This is a genomic window from Arthrobacter psychrochitiniphilus (assembly GCF_003185915.1).
GTDB classification, from domain to species: domain Bacteria; phylum Actinomycetota; class Actinomycetes; order Actinomycetales; family Micrococcaceae; genus Specibacter; species Specibacter psychrochitiniphilus.
The window spans coordinates 62,230-80,420 of the sequence record NZ_QHLZ01000014.1 but is presented as its reverse complement, the minus strand read 5'-3'; the positions used below and the strand labels follow the sequence as shown (position 1 = coordinate 80,420).

Here is an 18,191-nt window from a genome sequence, read left to right as displayed (position 1 = left end):
CAAGCACATCAAACGAATAGCCCGAGGCTACCGCAAACCAAACAACTACACATCGGTTATTCTCTTGAGAAGTGCCGTCCGAACGACGGCATGACACTCACCCGGGAATCTAATTCCCCACTAACCACGAAGAGCCCCTAACGGCAGAGGCTGGTGCGGGAACCATAGATCACACTGCACCGTTTTGCCCGGTTCGTGCACGAGCCGGTCCGCCGGATCAGCCGACGCGTACTCTGGCCTGATCGCGGCGACTTTAGCCCGGAACAATGATGTGGATCCAGTCCAGCCCACACGCTCGGCGAATACCGTTGCCGGCGTCCTCGGCGTCACCACCAGCAAGCGCCGAACATCCTTCTCAAACGTATCGAAGGAAGAACCCGCAGGCCTTCGTTCATACTTCGGTGCAGTCTCCGCAGACAACGCCCGATCTACAGTCCCACGAGAGACACCTAGCTGCTTCGCCAACTCCCGCTTGGAGATCTTCTCGTTCGCGTAGCGGTGGCGGATAGTTACCCAATCATCCAAATTGATCACCTTCAATGATGTCAGGTGGCCTCATTTTCAATTGGCGATTGTGGCCCTATTTTCGGTTGGCGTTGACATCCTCAAATACGTCATCAAAATGAAGCCTTCACCTCTGAAGAATTAAATCGTGATGTCAGGAGCCCTGGACCCCACTCAACTCAAGCATGCCATTTTGGATTTACGGGAGTTGAACATCGGCCCTTATCATATTGTGATCTGATGGGATTACGCCACGAAATTGACCATTTGCGTCGATATTCACTACTGTCTCCCACGCCCCAACACGCATCTTGGACGTAAAGATGTAATCAACGTAACTTCCATTCTCGTTGGCTGCTCTGGATGGAGCCTTCAATGCCAAGCCGTTGTAGCTGTTGTAATTTGCCCGGATACGCTTCTCAACAGTAGCGTCACTGCTAGGCAGTACCTCACGGTACGTGTTGCCCAAAGGATCCACATACCCAGCAGCTGTTAGGACGTCATAGGGAATATTTGTCGGCGTCGTGAAATTGTTTGAGTTCATGTCTCCAACTATTACGACAGGTAGATTTTTCGTGTTCAGTTTAGTTAGTTGAACGACGATGGCCTTCGTCTGATTCAACCGTGCGGTACTTCCTGAGGAGCTGGCGTTTTGATTAAGGTGGGTATCAGCGAAAATAAACGTCTTACCCGTCTTTTTCTGCTTCAGGAAAGCCCACGCCAGGTATCGTTCGTCGGCTGTAGTGCTGTTGGGCAACAGAAGAGATCCACTGGAGACAAAATCAATGTTGTCCGAATTGAACATGATCTTGGTTCCTTTGGACGCGCCCTGATTCTTGTAAACGCATTTTCCAGGATTCGAAGAAAGAACGCAATTATTCCGCATAGAGCTAGCCAGCCTATAGGGCATCCCCGCAGCTTGGAGTCGTTGCTGCAAATCCTCGAACTGCGCCAGTCCATTGGGTCGAGTTTCAGACTTCAACCACGTTTGCGCAGCTTCCTGGAATCCGATGACATCAGGTTTCTGACCTATGATGGTGCTTACCACAGCGGTTCGTCTTTGTTCCCAAGAAAGTCCTCCCAGGCAGTAGTCAGCGCACTTCACGTTGTAGCTTGCCATGCGTAGTGGACTGGTCATTGGCGGCGGGGCGGGCGGCGAAATATTGGTCTTGAAGCTCGCCGGCGGCGAGTACGGACTCAGGCTAGTTCCATCAGCCGCGATAACTCGGACTCTGAAGTAGTAGGTTGTCGCTGGTATCAATCCGCGTATTTCACGCTTGTTTCCTGTGTGCGTGTCGGTAAAGACACCATCAGACATGTCGGAATTCTTGGATTGCCAGACCCTGTAGCTAACGCTGGTTCCTACAGTCCTCCAAGAAAGCGTCACAGACGTAGGAGTTTGCACTGGCGAATTCAAGCCGGATGGAGGATCGTATGTTTTATCAACCTCTACTGTAGCCGCCATGGTAGGCAAAGCTGTGCCTGAAACCACTAATAATACGGCGACTAAGACGGCAAAAAACAAACGACTGTTTTGCAGAATTCTGCTGAGTTGCATATTGAACCTTTTTGACTTGATTAACTGCAGACTGGAAGAGGAACACTAGAATCTCGATAACTCAATATACCTTAAGGACTTTCCGCGGTACGTGGTGAATTCCAATATCGTTATGGATAATTCACTACGAAGAGCCTTCATACTGGAAGAACTCGCGTGGAATTCCAATACGGCGACTTCTTAACCGTACTTGCATCCGGCTTATAAAAGGGCTTTTCACCTGACAAGTGGGGACGTTCCCATGCGATGTTTTTCCTTACGACCCGGGCAGGGACACCCGCAGCAATACAGTTGTTTGGAATATCCTTGGTAACAAGACTTCCGAACCCAACAACCGAACCGTCACCAATTGAGACACCGCCGAAGATGATTGCCCGCTTGGCAAGCCACACGTGGTTTCCGATTGATATCGGCTGCGACAGATTCACCCGCTGGCCTGTAATTACGTCAAAGATCGGGTGGGCGTCATCAGTGCGGATCTCAACGTCAGTCGCAACCATGACGTCATCACCGATAACTACGTCTGCCCCTTCAACGGCAGTGATCGTCAACTTGTCGGTGGTAGAAACATTGTCACCAAGCCGCACCGAGGAGTCTTGCCCCACCCTCGCATAAAGCTTGAGCGGGCTAACTCCTGAATGAGAGCCGATCTGCACCAATCCATTATCGCAGTCAAACTGGATATTTAGATGTTGAATTTTTGCGTTTGGGGAAATAATCAGTCGATTGTTCGAACCACGAAAGTTCACCAACACCGGGCGTTGCCCAATGGTTGGGCAGATAATTACATTGCCATGATTATCGTTGTAGGAGTCTAGGACCTTTATTTCTGTCATGAAACTGCCTTACTTGGGTGGGTAAAATCTATTTAAAACGAGGTGAAATCTGAGTTCGTGTCCTTGTGGGACGTATATCCAGTAAATCACATCCTTCACAGTGAGGCTGCACTCGCCATCCTATACTCGACGCCAAACAGATCATACTGCGTCCTGTCGGAGCAAGAGCGAAATCCCAACCTGCACAACTCAAAGAAGGTATGAGGTATGCTAAGGATCTGAACAGCCCGTTTCTTTCTTCAATTTACTACGAATACAAATTGAAACAATAATGGCTCCGATATTTTATCCCACGAAAGGCCATAGGTTAACTGTTCGGCGATAAAATTCAATATTTTATGTCTAATTTATTGGCTAAAGTCTCGAAATTCGATACTATTTTCGCCTTTGGAGCGTACTCAGCCACAAACGCAGCACGTTGATAGAGGTTATAAGACAGGGAGTGCTCAACCATATATGAAAGCAAGTTCTGTTGACTGGCGAATTGGGGTCCAGGTATTGTAGTTTTATACCTGAGATAAAACCCGCGGGTCTGGCTCTCATATTCTTTGAGATCAGGCGCTAAAATGTAAATTGGCTTGTCCATCAACGAGTAATCAAACATGACCGACGAGTAGTCAGTTACTAAGGCGTCCGAAGCGAGTATCAGATCGTTTATTTCTGGATGGCCGCTGACTTCAATGACGTTATCGAAACCCTGTCCACCGCCTGCCGGAGAGTTGTGGTGTCCGCGATTCAGGAGCACATACCGGTCACCCAGATGTTTCCCCAATGCCTCACCGTCTAGGTAGCCCACAAATTTTCGAATGCCGTCCTTCCCAATGGCGTTGTCACGCCAGGTGGGTGCGTAGAGCACCGCAACCTGCTCGTCTTTAATACCAAGCTCCTTGCGGATCACTGCTCGTCTTTTGGGCGCAGACCTTGCGACCAGAGCATCGTTGCGCGGGTAGCCACATTCAAGAATCGGCCCATCGTAGCAGAAGGCGGCAGGGAGGACCCTAGCCGAGAATGAATTCTGGGCAAGCAGCAAATCCCACATCTTCGCCTCCCGATCCATTAAACTCCGGTAAGACGCCGAAAGATATTCCATGGGGGCATCGAGTCCAATCCTTTTCAGAGGAGTTCCATGCCAAGTTTGCAGATAAAATTGATGCGAGTTCTTCCGAAAGTAGAACGGAAAGTTATTATTGTTAATCAGGTACGATGCAGACTGGACGATTCTAGCCCATTTTGCACTTCCACGAACAATTGGAATCGCGTAAGCAGGATAAGGTACTGAGAAATCCGTGATGGAGAAGTAGATAACCTTTTCCGGATCCAACTTGTGTAGCTGGTCTGCAATAGCCCGCGGGCTATCCGTGCAGAACTTGCCGTTGAAACTCTCAAATACAAAGTGACCCATACTGGTTTGGCTAGTGTACTGCTGAAATCTTTTGTGGATACGACGCTGGCCAAATTTGCTGCGGTCAATCAGGTCCAACGGAGGGGCAATGGTGACGGCAAACGCCTGTGAGGGTGTGGACCACGCCGTGAGAGACGTGTGTTCAAGCAGAAAGTCCAAAGGACCTTGGTTCGTGACATCAGGTGACGCCTTGATGGGTTGGGATTTGGCTGAATCCTTTGCATGCCAACGAAGCGTGTAGGCGCCAGCGGGATAACTGAAGACAGCCCTGTTCCAACGGCTGTGCCTAAGTGCAAAGGAATAACTCACCCATCCAGAGTCACCTGCGGTGACGCGGTAAGGATCGATCCGTTCCTGAGCGGTGGAGAGGAAAACTTCCTTTGAAGGTAGACTGCCAGCCCATTCCACTGAGATGGTGAATTCCTCTTGTCCGAGGTCCACTTCAAAGGCACAGACCAGAGGGGATTTTTTCAGTGCGGTTTGTGCCAGTTTTTGGAAATCGCTAGGGGAAGTCCGATGCGTGGTTGACCACTGCGCTTCCGCAACTTCATGCTGAATGATGAATGACTTGACTCTTTCCGGATTAGAAATGTCTGCCAGCAGAATCTCAAATCCCGCCTCTGAGTGAGATGCAAAGGCATCGTTCGCTTCGATGTCGATGCGTGCATCCACGACACGGACGGCGGGCAATTCAATTCTGCTGCCGTCAGCGTATTGAGCGGAACATCGGATCGCACTGTTGGATCGTTCAGAATTCAAACCACGGATAAAGGCATACCCCTTGAGGACCAGCCCTCGGCCGTCCTGCAAATCGCGAAGCCTGGTGGACGATTCAAAAACGAGTGATTCAGGTGTGCAAGTCAACGATTCGAGGGCACTATCCATATCAATCTGGGATGAATAGTTGGGCACAGCGTTGAAGATGTCCCCAACGAGCCAGACTTCGAAGCCGGTCCCTGTCTCCTGTCTATCAACAATGACAGCTTCAACCGCATCCTTGTTGCCACGCTGGGCCAACGACAAGAAAACGCGTGCGTGGGGGTCCATGGATTCCCACGTTGAATCATGAATGGATTCTGAGGCAGCAAAAGTATCGATCAAACCAGCTACTCCTGACCGCAGGGTCTCCCAATAGTCGTCGCCACGGTTTGCAACCAAGTCAAAGTACGGCGTCAGATCGCTGCCAAACAGCCGCTTGCACCAAACCTGCACGGCGCTGGAGTTGGCGTCAGTCAGCAGTAGTTGTGAGACGCTTTGGGCGACTTTGAGCCTGTCCTGCAGGTTCTTCAGTTCGCCCTTCGTCTGGGTGATGGATTTTCCGTCAGGGCGCTGCCGCCAGCTGTAGACATTCTCGGCAAGAACATCGAAGCTGCGCGCCCGAATGAACGCTCTCGCAGTAGTTTCCTGATCTTCATAGAGGACTCCTTCTGGGATAGGTGCTACCTTCGCGTCCCAGAAGGACCGTGTGAACACCTTGTTCCAGAGGAAGACATCATCGAGTACGTCCGGAAAGTCGCTGATGCTGATGCCGACCCGTTTGTGTTCATGCAGACGCGAAGACAGTTTTGTAGGAACGTGATTCTTGCCGATGAGTCGGTCAAACGATCCAACAACAAAATCAGATCCAGAGTCTGCAAGCTGTTTCATCATGGATGAGTAGGCATCATCAGCAACAATGTCGTCAGAATCAGCGAATGTTAGGTACTCTCCTTTTGCAGCGGCAATGGCAATATTCCTTGCACGGCCATTGCCGCCATGTTCAAGTTCTATGATGCTGATTCGTTTGTCTTTGCGCGCATAGTTGTGTGCGATCGCAAGCGAACCATCGGTTGAGCCATCGTCGACGAGCAGAATCTCAAGAAAGGGGTAGCTTTGGGATGTCACGCTGTTGAGACAGTCCGCCAAGAAATCTTCCACATCAAAAATGGGAATGATGACGCTCAGCAGACCTAGATCAGTGGTTTTAGCACCCAATGCGCGTCGCAGACGGGAGCGCTGGGCAGGGTGGACAGCCTTTTTCAAGCCTGTTTTTAGTCCGGCGGGTAGCCGGCGGAGCACCTTGCGCGCGACGTCTGTCATTCTTAGTCCCTGTTCTACCTGGAAACGTTACTGGGCCAGAAGCCTCGGGTATCCACCACATGCTTGCCAATAAGCAGTTCGGTATCAATTTCACGGAACTTGTCGTGATCTACCAAGAGTGCCACGGCATCAGCCGTAGCCAAGGCCTCGTCAATGCTAGCCAAACGAACATTAGGTAACCCGAGAAGTTCCTTGGGCAGTTTGTCTGTATGGCATTCCACCACAAGGAAAGTAGCGTCAGTGCGTTCCAACGCCATACGGCGAACGATTGCTACTGCCGGGGATTCACGCATGTCATCGATGTTTGGTTTGAAGGCCAACCCCAAGGCTGCAATGACGGGCATTTCAGATCCGACATAGGGCGCTAAGATCTGCCGGATAACATGCCCAGGCTTTGCATCATTAACTTCACGGGCAGTCCGGATGAGAGGCGTGTTTTCCGAATCAGCAGACACAATGAACCACGGATCCACAGCAATGCAATGACCGCCAACGCCGGGTCCGGGCTGAAGAATATTCACGCGTGGATGGTGGTTGGCTATATCAATCAGTTCCCAGACGTCGACGCCGAGATTCTTGCTGACAATGGAAAGTTCGTTGGCTAGGGCAATGTTCACATCTCGATAGGTATTCTCAACGAGCTTGGACAGCTCCGCCGTGGCTGCGTCAGTTTCCAGCATTTTCCCCTGCGAGAAAATTCGATACAGGCGGCTGGCCATTTCGGCAGCACCCTCATTAATTCCACCAATGACCCTGTCATTTGTAACGATCTCAATCATGACCTTGCCAGGGAGAACCCGTTCCGGGCAGTGCGCAAAGTAGACCACGGGATGTCCATCGGAACCGTCCAAGCTTAGATCTGGGCGCACACTCATGATGAAATCTGCCAGCTTCTGCGTTGTCCCCGGAGGCGACGTTGATTCAAGAATGACCAACTCTCCGCCCTTGAGAACAGGTGCAATATTCTTCGCTGCCGCCAGAATGTAGCTCAGATCCGCCGACTTGTCTTCAAGGAACGGCGTAGGCACAGCGATGATGTACACCGATGCCGCCGAAACAGTCAGTTGAGCCTTGAGCTTGCCCTGAGCCACAGCGCCTGCCACGTGAATGCCGAGGTCGGGTTCAACAAAGGGAACTTCACCGCGGTTAACTGCCTCAACCGTTACAGCCGAGATATCTACTCCAATAACGTTGACACCGTTACGGGCCAAAACGGCGGCCGTGGGCAGACCGATGTAGCCCAGACCAATCACTGCTACACTGCTAAATTCTGCCGTGACGGCTTCCTGCTCAAATTCAGATGTCAACATGGTCATTTGGTCCCCCATAGAATTTCAGTTCACCGGATGCGAGCATCTCGGCGTCGTTCGCTTGCCAGGTGTGGCCGCTCCCGGACCTCACCTGATAAAAGTTGAAGCGATCAGAAGAGTAAATCTGAAAGCCTGCGTCTCTCGCGTTGCGCAGGAATCCTGTGTCCTCGCCAATTCCCAACCCGGGAAATGGACTTTCATCAAATACTCGCCGATGCCCCATGATGGTGGGCCCCATGACGAAGTCGGTGAAGCGGTGCTCCTTGTGGCCAAACCGAAGAATGGTGGCGTTTGAGGCCTTGAGGTGCATATAGTGTGCCTGCTTGCCTACAATGTCCGCTCCTGAATAATCCAAGGCGAACAACTGGTCGGAAAGGTAGTTGGAGCCATAGTGGTCGTCGTCGTCCATCTTGGTGAGCACCTGGCCCGCGGACGCCGCAACACAACGATTGAGGCACTCTCCCAGACTGACGTCCCTGCCAGAAGTCAGCAGGACCACGTCTTCTACGTCGTACTTTTCCTGCAGGTGTGCCAGTTCCCCGGTGGGAAGTTCAAATCCGTGGGTCAACAGGACTAACTGGGCCCGCACACCAACTTGGTTAGCTAACGTCTTGAATACGTGCTCGATCTGCTCTGGACGGATGGTCGGTACCAAGGCGGAAACACTGGGGCGATTCGATTCTGTCAGGCGATTGGGCAGGGCAGACTCTAACACCGTTTCTACACGGTGCGCATAGGTATGGTGCTGCCAAATGCGGCGTTGTGCCAGATGAGCCGTGCGATCATTGAGTTCATGGTTGGCCACGAGTGCGCGACTGAGGTGGCCAGCTTCTGCCCGAGTGGTGGCGACGGGAACCTCTTCGGCTGAAAAGAAGTTCCTTATGGCCGCGCTCGGCGCAGAGATAACAGGCGTGCCGGCGGCCGAGATCTCAAAGATCCTGCGGGCGCACATGCTTTCTGAATCGACAACGGAGTTGACGTTCAAGAAAACCTTGTATGCCTTGTACGCAGACAGCATTTGTTGGTAGGTCAGGGAGCCTACAACGCGAGAATCAAGCGGCGCAGGGAATTGATACTCCGGGCTGCCGCCGAGTTGGCGAGAGAATATCTCCAGCCCAGACTTCATCTTGGCCGAGACATCCATGGCTCCACTGAGGAGCAGGTCCATCTGTTCGCGACGTTCGGGGTACTTGTGGGCAAAGTACATGCCTGCAAAGGCTACGTCGCGGTGGTGCCAACCTTTTGACGGGCGGACGGGATTGTGGACCGCCGGTTGGGCAGCAAACGGCAGGACAGCAATCCGATTGTGGCCGAGATCCCTGCGGTAGCTTTCAATCCGTCCCTCATCAGAGGTGAAGACAAAGTCAAAGAGCCTGGCAGCAGGGAGGAAATCGTCATAGTGAGGCGGATCTTCCTTGTTCCAGAAGACCGTGGGGATGTTGCGGTGCCGAGCGGCGGACAGTAATTCGATAAATTGTTCGGACGGGCCGTTGTTACCGGCGATCTTGCCGCGCCATAGACGACTGTTGCCGGCCCATGCCGACTCAATGAACACCAGATCCAGGCCATCGAGCTGTTCCGGTCCCGCGGCAGGATCCAACGGCACCTGATCCCATTCGAAGGCAAATGCCATGGCGGAGAAGTCGTCAAGGACGATACCCACGCGGAGATCCTTCAAACGGGGGGCACCCTGCGGCAGTGCGGCCTCGGCGAAGGAGAGCCGGCGCTTCTTACCTTTGCCGATCCAGCCGCCTTCTACCCCTTGGGTGTCCTTGGGAGAAGCAAAACCGAGCTCAGACCGGCGTCTGGCCCGCCATTCCTTGTACTGGGCTGTGCCACCCTGGCGCAGGTGCCAAACTGCAGTACGGAAATCTTGAGAAGTGTACATTTACCCAGCACTCCGCGTGTTCTGGCGCGAAATATCGACGATGCTGACGTTTGCCTGCGAACTTTGGACCTCTGCCCGGAAATTCGCGGCCGTGATGTTATTTCCCTTGGAGAGTTCCTTTGTGAACTTCATGTAGGCCTTGGTAACTTCCTTCGACGGGCCGTCCATGATGAGATCGCCCTTGTCCAGCCACACGGTCCGGCTGGTCATATCCTTGATCGTCTCGAGGCTGTGACTAACCAGAAGCACACAACCCGCCTCAGACCGCAGTTCATCCATGCGCCGCTTGCTGCGGGCAGCGAACTGCGCGTCGCCAGTGTTCAGCGCTTCGTCAACGAGGAGAATCTCCGGGTTGGCGCAAGCAGCAATGGCAAAGCGAAGACGGGAGCCCATACCGGAAGAATAAGACTTCATGGGCAGGTGAATAGACTTTTCCAGGCCTGAGACTTCTACAATCTCATCAAACCGTTCAGCAATTTCTGCGTGGGTGAGCCCCATGGCGAGGCAGCCCAGCACCACGTTCTGATCCCCGGAGAGTTCCGGAACAAGGGCAGCATTTACACCGAGCATGATGGGTGTACTGGATGCGTGGATAGCACCGGAAGTGGGACGAATCTGGCCGCTGACAAGTTTCATCAGGGTACTTTTACCGGATCCGTTGCGGCCAATGACACCGACTGATTCGCCCCGATTCACTACCAATGAAAGTTCATTGAGTGCGTGCACCGTAACCGTGTTAGGCAATGGGTTGAGCATTCTCAGGAACTTCATGTGCGGGTACCGAGTGTCTTCCGGAACCTCAGTTGACGGCACTCGGTACCTCATGGCTACGTTGTCAGCCACAATGCATGGGGTGGGTACTAGGTTTGTGAGCAGATCAGCCACGGACATAAGACTCTTCCCCTTTCCAGAAGTAGACACTGCCGATAATCAATGCGGACAGCGACCAGGCCGTGAGTACTACCCACGACTGCAACGCCGGCGTGACGCCATACAGCAGGCAGTCCCGGGTGATATCGATGATGATGAACATGGGGTTGGCTTGCATGATGCTGAGCAGAACAGGATGTTGAATAAAACGCTCATAGGAAAAAAAGATTGCTGAGAGGTACATCAGAGCGCGCAGCGCAAAGGGCAGCAAATGGCTGACGTCGTTGACCCTCGAAATAACTCGGGCCAGAGCCATCCCTACTCCCAAATTGAAGAGGAACTGAAGCAGCAGAACCGGGATGATCAAAAGCCAACGCCACGTGATCGGCTCCGTAGGCGGAATGACAAGTACCAACAACAACATGGCCAGGATCATGGGGACATTGACCATGGCTTCGCGGATATTAACGCCGAGAGGCAATGCGGCACGAGGAAAAGTAAATCCTTGGACCAAGGCCCGATTTTGCTGGATGGAGCGGGCCCCACCGGTGATGGCACCAGAGGTCATCTGGAACATGAAAATGCCGATGGTCAAATACCCAATGAAGTTGGGTATCCCGTTTCCTGTGCCCAACAACAAACCAAAGATAACGAAGTAAGTTACACCATTAAAGATGGGATTTAGCAGCAACCAAGCGCTGCCTAGCTTGTCTCGTCGCGTACCGCTCTTAACTCGAGCTCGAGCATCGTAGATGATGAAACTACGAAAATCCCAGAGCTGGACGAGGTAGTCCAAGAAGGCCGGTCGCGCACCGACTCTGCTGAGGTGGCTCAAATTGACGGGAAGGATCTTCGCAGCGGCTGGCACAACAACGTTTTCCTGTGTCTGTGTCATCGCGATGCTCCCTTCCTTGCTTGGTGGTTGATCAATTCTTGGTACTTGTTCTCGTAGCGTTGGGCGTTGGCCGCCCAGGTTCGGTCCTGCAGCACCTTCTGCCGTCCGTTGCCCCCGAGGCGCCGCCGCAGCGGTTCGTCGCCCAGTAGTGTAGCCAGTGTTTTAGCAAGACTTTGTGGATCGTCAGCCGTACTCAGCATTCCGGTAATCCCATGGTCCACAATCTCACGCAGAGCGGGAAGATCACTCGCTACCACAGGACGGCCGCTGGCCAAGGCCTCAACTGGCTTGAGCGGAGTGACGGCACGGGTGACATCGAGGTCCTTGCGGGGAACAACAAAAATATCGAGTGCCTGGTGGTACGTGGAGGCTTGTTCGCGTGGCACACGTCCTGTGAAAATCACCTTGTCCGCCAGGCCAAGCCGGACAGCCTGGGCTTGCAGTGTGGGTGCGGCCGTGCCGCCACCCACCAGCAAAACGCGAAGAGACGGGAACTCGGGAGCCAAAATAGCCAAGGCCTCAACGAGGTGATCGAGCCCCTCATAGTCCACCAGCGAGCTGACGGTGCCAATGTAGTTGAGCGCTGGGTCTAGGCCGAGTTTTTCCCGAGCATCCGAGGGTGTTCCAGGCTCCAGCAGGAAATCGCCACCAACAGCGTTGGGACCGAGCACCACTTTTTCCGAAGCGATTCCCTGACCAACGATGCCATCAAGCATGGCGGTACCCAAGGTAACTACGGCGTCGGCGTCTTGCATAACCCGAGCTTCCGAGGCCTGGAACTTCGCATAACGTTCGCTTTCCTTGGCAGCGTCACCGCGAGCGGAGGCCCAAGTATCAGCCAACTGACCACGTACCTCATAAACCCACGGAATATTCAGAGCCTTGGCCACGGCCCCAACCACCAAGCCGTTGGCGAAATGCGTGGTGGTGTGCATGACGTCCGGGCGGAACTCAAGCGCCACTTTGAGGAGTTCCTCGGCCTCCTGCTGCAAGCGCGCATCAGGGGTTGGCGCAAGTCTAGACGGAATCATCCTGCGGTAGCGTACGCCGTCGACCAGATCTTCACCCACGGCAAGAACCTTGCCAACTTGAACCGGGTATCCAAGGCGAGTCACGGCCAAAACCTCACGGCCGGCTTCCTGTTGGGCGAGCAAGATGGAATGGCTGCGCTGAGCATAACCACTGCCCGTGTGCGGCAGAGAATTTGTCAGGAGGTGAAGCACACGCCCCTTGACCGGAACCATGGACGTTTTCGGCAACACCGGTGTCCAGCCATTAAACGTGCGGCTCTCCCCTACCAGCCGATCCTGCTGCCGCTTCATTGATCCGCGCTGACCTGAAAGGGCAGCGATAGCACCTTCCATGTCACCGTGGTACCACTGGTTACGAGCAAGGGTTGCAGGAAAACGCTTCGATAGCTGTGCGAGAGGCAAGAACTGCTCCGCCCATGCGGGCTGACCAGCGGCTAGAGCAACGTCTGCCGCAAGCCGGGCGCGATTGGCCTGCAGCTCAGAGCTCAGCGCCGCCGAGAGTTTGGACTCAAGCCCTGCTGTATCTCCTGTCAGGTAGGTGGCCAAAAGCGCAGGGGTGGAAGTGGAGCGGGGGCAAAGCCGTGTGACGAGCCTGGCAGCGGGTGTGACCACCGCGGCCGGCAGTCGCCGAGAAATCTGCAAGGCCAAAACCACAGGATCATCCGCTAGGTGATTTACTGCAGTTCGGGCGGCCAGATTTAGATTCTTGAGCAGGCTCATGCGTCAACACCAACCTTCCCGGTGACTGAATCGATGACTCGCATGTATTTGGCTGCCAAGACAGGATAATTTGCGTGTGCGCGGACCCAGTCACGACCCGAGGTGCCTGCGTTCAGGCGGCTTCGATCTGCAGCCAGCTCACGCCAGAGCTCGGCAATCGCTTCAGGCTTCCATGCGACGACATCGCCAGCATCAGCGTCCTTGACGATGCGGGCGGCCTCGCCACGCACAATGGCCGTGATGTGACGCCCGATAGCCAACACCTCATAAGTCTTGGAGGGCACTGTTGCCTCGAAAGACTTCCAGTCATCTCGCAAGGAGACAATGCAGCTATCCGCGGATTTGTAGCGATCAAGAACTTCTTGACCGTGGAGAGAATCATGAAATGTCACCGGGGCTTTGAGCTCGGCGGCGAGTTTGATCAGGGCAGGGCGGTGTGTTCCGTGGCCCACCATGTGGAGGTGCATACCCGAACCTACCAACGCGCTTGCGCGGATCACCGCATCCAACCGCTGGCTTTGGCCATGGTTGCCCAGATACAAAACCTCCAGAGTTTCCCTGTCCAGGGCGGGCGCCTCGAAACTGGGCACCGAGTCAACGTCAAGACCATTGCTGACAGTGACCACATTCTTCACGCCACGTGCCCGCAGTGTTTCGGCGAAACCTTGGGTGACGGCAATGACCACGTCGGCACGGAACTGGATGGCCTCAACCACACGTTCAATGACACTTTTGACGTTGCCTTTGACAAGCCGGGCGTCTCTGGCCAGATCCGGCCAGGCATCGCGCATCTCAACGATAAGTGGAACACGGCGAACCTTGGCAACGACGTATCCAGCCACAAGAATGGGTAGGCTTGGCGCCGTCACGATGACTACATCCGGCTTGCGCCAGAAGATTCCAGCCGGAATGGACATAGCAGCTGAACAAAGCTGGTCAATCAGGCGTGCAGGATGGAAATTTCCGCTATGCGGCAGGTAGGGGATGCGCAATATAACTTCCCCATGAGGACCCTTTTGGCTGCGGAACACCGTGCCAGCAACCTCACGGGGAAGGGTGCGTGTCCCCTGCGGAAAGTGGGCCACGGGGACAACGGCGTCCACCTGCCACCCCGCTGCACTGAACTCCCGAATCAGCGACGACCAACGTCGTTGAGGCGGGCTGTTCTCTGGCCAATACGAATGGGCCAGCAGCATGATCCGTGTGCGTTTGCCGCTCTTTTCAATTTTGGACATGTGCGGTCTATTTGACCTTGCCCTTTGAAGAGGCACCGAGGTGCTTGCTACCCCGTTTCATGAACCGCAGGTACCACAGACCAACGGCCAGCAGGAGACCGATGACCAGCAGCTGCAACAGGAGCGGATTACTCGGCGCTGACATTGTGGACGAGGTTGACACGATAGGCAGTGCCTGCGCCGAGTTGCTCGGGCTGGGGCTAGGGCTGCCGAAGGCGGGGCGAATGGTGGCCGGGATGGTAGTGGGAGCTGCGGTTGGTGGTGCAGCCGTAGTTGTCTCTACTTCCACAGGGATCTCTTCCGCGATCTCCTCGACGGGCCCTTCGGTGATTTCAGGTTCCGCAACAGTGGTTCCCGGAGCCGGCTTAACGACCGGAGCTGGCAAGACAGGAGCAGGAGCCGGCTTGATGACCGGAGCCGGTTTGACAATGGGCGCCGGGGGGGCTGGTGGCGGCGTATAAGGAGGCGTGTACGGAGGCGTGTACGGAGGCGTATACGGAGGCGTGTATGGGGGTTCTTCTGCGGGTTCAGTACCCGGATTCGGCCCGTTGTCAGGTAGCGGCACTACAATTTCACCGGTATCCGTATTGCCGTCGTCTGCGGTCGCTACGGATGCCTGAGGAAGAACGAGAAAACCTAGCAGCAAAATAGCTGCAATCAAGGCAATTCGGGCACAGCTCCTTAACCCACTGATCACGCTGAGACCGCCCTTACTTCCCCACTAGTGATGAACCGGGCGGCACATCTGTGATGTGGTGCACGACACATATTCACGGAACTTGAGGCCATTAAAATTGGCCCATCCTGTAGATCATCTCACGGATTCAGCCAATTCACTGGTTTTCGAGTGAAAGCTGTTAGCTCCATGTATTTCCAAGTCATAATTTGTGAAACTTCTTCACAGCGTAGGGCGGACCCACCCGCCTTCGGGCTCAAAACAGATAGTGCCCCACTTGGAAGTTGGGGGTCCTACAGAACTGAGTGCCGGGCTGGAACGGCTCATCGATCTTCAGTGCGTGAAATTCATCATGGTGACGATCCCTGCCGTGAGCGAGAAAGTACGAGATTGCTGGCCCGGTTCGAAGTTCATGGGTGCGGGGCGCTCAGAATCGGCCTTGGGAGCACCGGCTTCGCCGTCAATCGCCACACCGTTTTGAACGGAGCAGCTACTTCCTGTCATTTGGGTCATGGTTACCGTGGCCGGATTGTTGGGCAGCTTCAGCGTCACTTTAGTCTGTCCGGCCGTCTCCGGTTGTTCTGATTGATCAGAACAGCTGTGGTGCTGCCATCGTCCTCCTGGAGGGCGTAAGAATAGGCCAGCCCGCCGCCGTCGTTCTGCAGTTTAGGGAACTCTCCCCCACCAATCTCGCCAACTATCGACAAATCAAAGTAGTCGGCTTACGGCTGCATCTCCCCGGTCGGTTTAAGGCACTCACCATCGAAGCACACCACGGACCTGGGCGGCCCCCCACCCTTGCAAATAATGAGTGGACCGTGGAATTCCAACTGACTTACACCCACTTGAGCGGAACCGAGTGCATAGTCTGCGCTCCACGGTGCCGAGGCATAGGTCTTGGCGGTCTCATTGCCACCTATGCAAGCGGAGATTCCCGTTTCAGCAACCCAAATGGGCATGTTGGCAGCATTTTCCTTTAGCACAGATGAGGAATGGTAGCCGCTGGAGCAGTCACGCATGCTGGGGGCCATGGTGGGCTGATCGGCGGCGAGTCCTGTGCTGCAGCCAGTCAGTTCAGAGTTGTGGAAGGTGAGAAACTTTGGCTGCTTGAGATCCAAGTCCACCCAAGCCGATGCCCAATCTGCAGCGTAGGTGCCGACACCGGAAATGGGGACGTTCGGGGTCACCTTGTACATAGCATCGCCATAGGCCTTTGCTTGCTTGCCGAATTCTGCGGCTTTGTAGCCGTTGGGAGGAAGGCCTGGGCCAGCACCGTGTTGGGCGCGAAGCCGTTGGGTTCATTGTCGATGGTGACGGCCACCTGACATTTCCCATAAATCTGCGCGCCAGGCTTGACCAGGGCCGCCGCCTGCTCTGGGGGCGTAGTCGCCCAGGTTACCGACAAGCTGATGTGGGCATCTGTATTTTTCCAGCAGGTCGTTAATTCGCTTTAGGTCATCCGGCCCCCTGGCCCGGGCAGGCAGAGTTTTGGTTCCGAGGTAACTGCAGGGAAGGGCTTCGCCGGTGGACGTCCAGAAGAAGCGGCGGTACGCCGAGTTACCACCGAAGCGCAACATGGCATAGCTAATCCCTTGGAGGGTGGCAACCATGGATTCGTTGTCATGTTCAACAACGGGTCCGCCAAATCGGTGGACTCCAGAGAGAGTCCAATCTGTGCCGGGCTTAACTTGGTTCCCACCTTCTGGCTGTTCATCGTAACCGTTTGGGGAGCCACGTCTGTTAGCGGCGAACCGTACGTACGGCGGGCCAGCCTGCTTATTGAAATTGGTAACGGGCTCGTAGCTGCGGACCGGAGTGGGCGCGGGCGCGGCGCGAGCTGGGTCACGGACGGCTCCACTGTGCCTAGAGCTGATAAGAGGAGTGGGGGCACAACGAATGCCCCGACAGCTATGGCCCGGAGAGCTTTCTCAGTTTCACGAGCCTGGCTGATGGCAGGCCTCCGATTTCCCATTCCCGGCGGACCGCTGCACCTTTTGCCGCCCTCTCACTGCTTGTCCTAACCGCCTGCGCTCCGACGGTGACCATCAATGAAGCCATGACCGCCAACAATCCAAGCTGCGCAGCCATGATGGTGGGGTCTGCCCGATTCTCTGGCAGATGCCAAGCGGCGCGCAACCTCCAGCCGGGCCACCGCGGCCTGGGGAGATCCAGCAGTGATTCTGTTGCGCTGGGGACTTAGAGTCCCCGGACCTACCGCCGATCGATGTGGGACCGTCAACGCCGTGGACTGAGTCATCACCGAAATGGTCCCTCCTTCACCTCCACCGGCGGGCGCATTGGACTAGCGGATGTCCCCACCGCTGCAAAGTAGCCGGCGGCGATCTGAACAACCCCAGCCCGTTTTTCCATGTACGAGACGAGTGAGTCTAAGCCGATGGCAACTTCGATACCGGAGATGGCGGCGTCGTCCTTGAACACAATGGGCTGGCCATCCGGGCTGGTCCCTGTCCTCAAGTTGGGGAGTGTAAAGAAGAGGACATTGGAGCTGCCGATATCGCGCAGGCCTACGGCCAGGCTGCCCATGGCAGCGGCATTCAAGCTCGCATCAACGGAGACAAAGGGCGATATCTGGCGCATCAGAGCGCTGATCTTACCGGGGTTAGTCAGGGTGGCCGGCGTCAGCGCGGTGCTCACGACAGATTTCAAGAACAGCTGCTGGCTACGCACGCGCTGGTAATCGCCGTCGGTGAAGGCATAGCGCTCACGAACAAACGCCAATGCCTGATCGCCGTTCATGTGCTGAGGGCCAGCTGCAAATGTGAAACCCTTGCTGCCCGATGAGGTGAAGGCAATGGGCACCTTGACCTCTACGCCGCAGAGGGTATCGGTGATGGCTTTGAAGCCCTCAAAATCGACGATGGCCACATGGTCCAGCCGGGCCTTGAACATGCCCTCAAGGGTTTGCACCACCAGCGGTACACCCCCAAAGGCCATAGCTGCGTTGATCTTGGCCTGTCCATGACCGCTGATGTCCACCTAGATGTCACGCATGATGAACATCATGACAATGTTTTTGCGATCCCCGGGAATATGGACCCACATCATGGTGTCGGAGCGCTGTTTAGAACCCGCGCCTTCATTGGCCATGTCTACTGAGTCAGCGCGACTATCACTGCCCAACATCAAAGTATTCTGAGCTTTCGACGCCACCCCCCTTGGTAGGGCG

The 18,191-nt window shown here is 54.9% G+C and carries 14 protein-coding genes; all 14 read right to left on the bottom strand.

Going from position 1 to position 18,191, the window contains the following annotated elements; translation table 11 throughout:
• Positions 1–703: 703 nt before the first annotated feature.
• The 14 genes from CVS29_RS16535 to CVS29_RS18545 all read right to left on the bottom strand — a co-directional run bounded on the left by CVS29_RS16535 (position 704) and on the right by CVS29_RS18545 (position 18,148).
• Positions 704–1,969 carry an endonuclease/exonuclease/phosphatase family protein gene (locus CVS29_RS16535; RefSeq protein ID WP_245932301.1) on the bottom strand — a complete coding sequence of 422 codons (1,266 nt, stop codon included), beginning with the start codon at positions 1,967–1,969 and terminating at the stop codon, positions 704–706.
• Between the two features lie 230 nt (positions 1,970–2,199).
• Positions 2,200–2,898, bottom strand: a complete 699-nt coding sequence (locus tag CVS29_RS16530) for an acyltransferase (RefSeq protein WP_110107512.1) — start codon at positions 2,896–2,898, stop codon at positions 2,200–2,202.
• Between the two features lie 328 nt (positions 2,899–3,226).
• Positions 3,227–6,379: a bifunctional glycosyltransferase/CDP-glycerol:glycerophosphate glycerophosphotransferase gene (locus CVS29_RS16525; RefSeq protein WP_110107510.1), complete on the bottom strand. Its 3,153-nt coding sequence runs from the start codon at positions 6,377–6,379 to the stop codon at positions 3,227–3,229.
• Positions 6,380–6,393: 14 nt separating this feature from the next.
• Complete coding sequence (gene wecC, locus CVS29_RS16520) at positions 6,394–7,695, bottom strand: UDP-N-acetyl-D-mannosamine dehydrogenase (protein ID WP_306457012.1); 1,302 nt, start codon at positions 7,693–7,695, stop codon at positions 6,394–6,396.
• A complete protein-coding gene (locus CVS29_RS16515; RefSeq protein ID WP_110107508.1) occupies positions 7,676–9,577 on the bottom strand; it encodes a glycosyltransferase family protein in 1,902 nt (633 codons plus the stop codon). The genes wecC and CVS29_RS16515 overlap by 20 nt, the downstream gene beginning before the upstream one ends.
• A complete protein-coding gene (locus tag CVS29_RS16510) occupies positions 9,578–10,402 on the bottom strand; it encodes an ABC transporter ATP-binding protein (RefSeq protein ID WP_245932299.1) in 825 nt (274 codons plus the stop codon). It lies immediately after the preceding gene.
• 52 nt (positions 10,403–10,454) lie between these two features.
• Positions 10,455–11,342 carry an ABC transporter permease gene (locus CVS29_RS16505; RefSeq protein WP_110107506.1) on the bottom strand — a complete coding sequence of 296 codons (888 nt, stop codon included), beginning with the start codon at positions 11,340–11,342 and terminating at the stop codon, positions 10,455–10,457.
• Positions 11,339–13,093 (bottom strand): glycosyltransferase family 4 protein, encoded by a 1,755-nt coding sequence (locus CVS29_RS16500; RefSeq protein WP_110107504.1) that lies wholly within the window; start codon positions 13,091–13,093, stop codon positions 11,339–11,341. The genes CVS29_RS16505 and CVS29_RS16500 overlap by 4 nt, the downstream gene beginning before the upstream one ends.
• Complete coding sequence (locus CVS29_RS16495) at positions 13,090–14,328, bottom strand: glycosyltransferase family 4 protein (protein WP_110107502.1); 1,239 nt, start codon at positions 14,326–14,328, stop codon at positions 13,090–13,092. The genes CVS29_RS16500 and CVS29_RS16495 overlap by 4 nt, the downstream gene beginning before the upstream one ends.
• Before the next feature lie 7 nt (positions 14,329–14,335).
• Entirely contained in the window at positions 14,336–14,713 is a 378-nt protein-coding gene (locus tag CVS29_RS18720; RefSeq protein ID WP_211315165.1) for a hypothetical protein, read from the bottom strand.
• 624 nt (positions 14,714–15,337) lie between these two features.
• The gene (locus CVS29_RS16485) at positions 15,338–15,556 is read right to left on the bottom strand and encodes a hypothetical protein (RefSeq protein ID WP_110107498.1); all 219 of its coding nucleotides are present in this window, start codon (positions 15,554–15,556) and stop codon (positions 15,338–15,340) included.
• Positions 15,557–15,726: 170 nt separating this feature from the next.
• Positions 15,727–16,200 carry a hypothetical protein gene (locus CVS29_RS16480; RefSeq protein WP_110107496.1) on the bottom strand — a complete coding sequence of 158 codons (474 nt, stop codon included), beginning with the start codon at positions 16,198–16,200 and terminating at the stop codon, positions 15,727–15,729.
• Between the two features lie 1,060 nt (positions 16,201–17,260).
• Positions 17,261–18,001: an LCP family protein gene (locus CVS29_RS16470; RefSeq protein WP_110107492.1), complete on the bottom strand. Its 741-nt coding sequence runs from the start codon at positions 17,999–18,001 to the stop codon at positions 17,261–17,263.
• A complete protein-coding gene (locus tag CVS29_RS18545; protein ID WP_170121016.1) occupies positions 18,002–18,148 on the bottom strand; it encodes a hypothetical protein in 147 nt (48 codons plus the stop codon).
• Between the last annotated feature and the right edge of the window lie 43 nt (positions 18,149–18,191).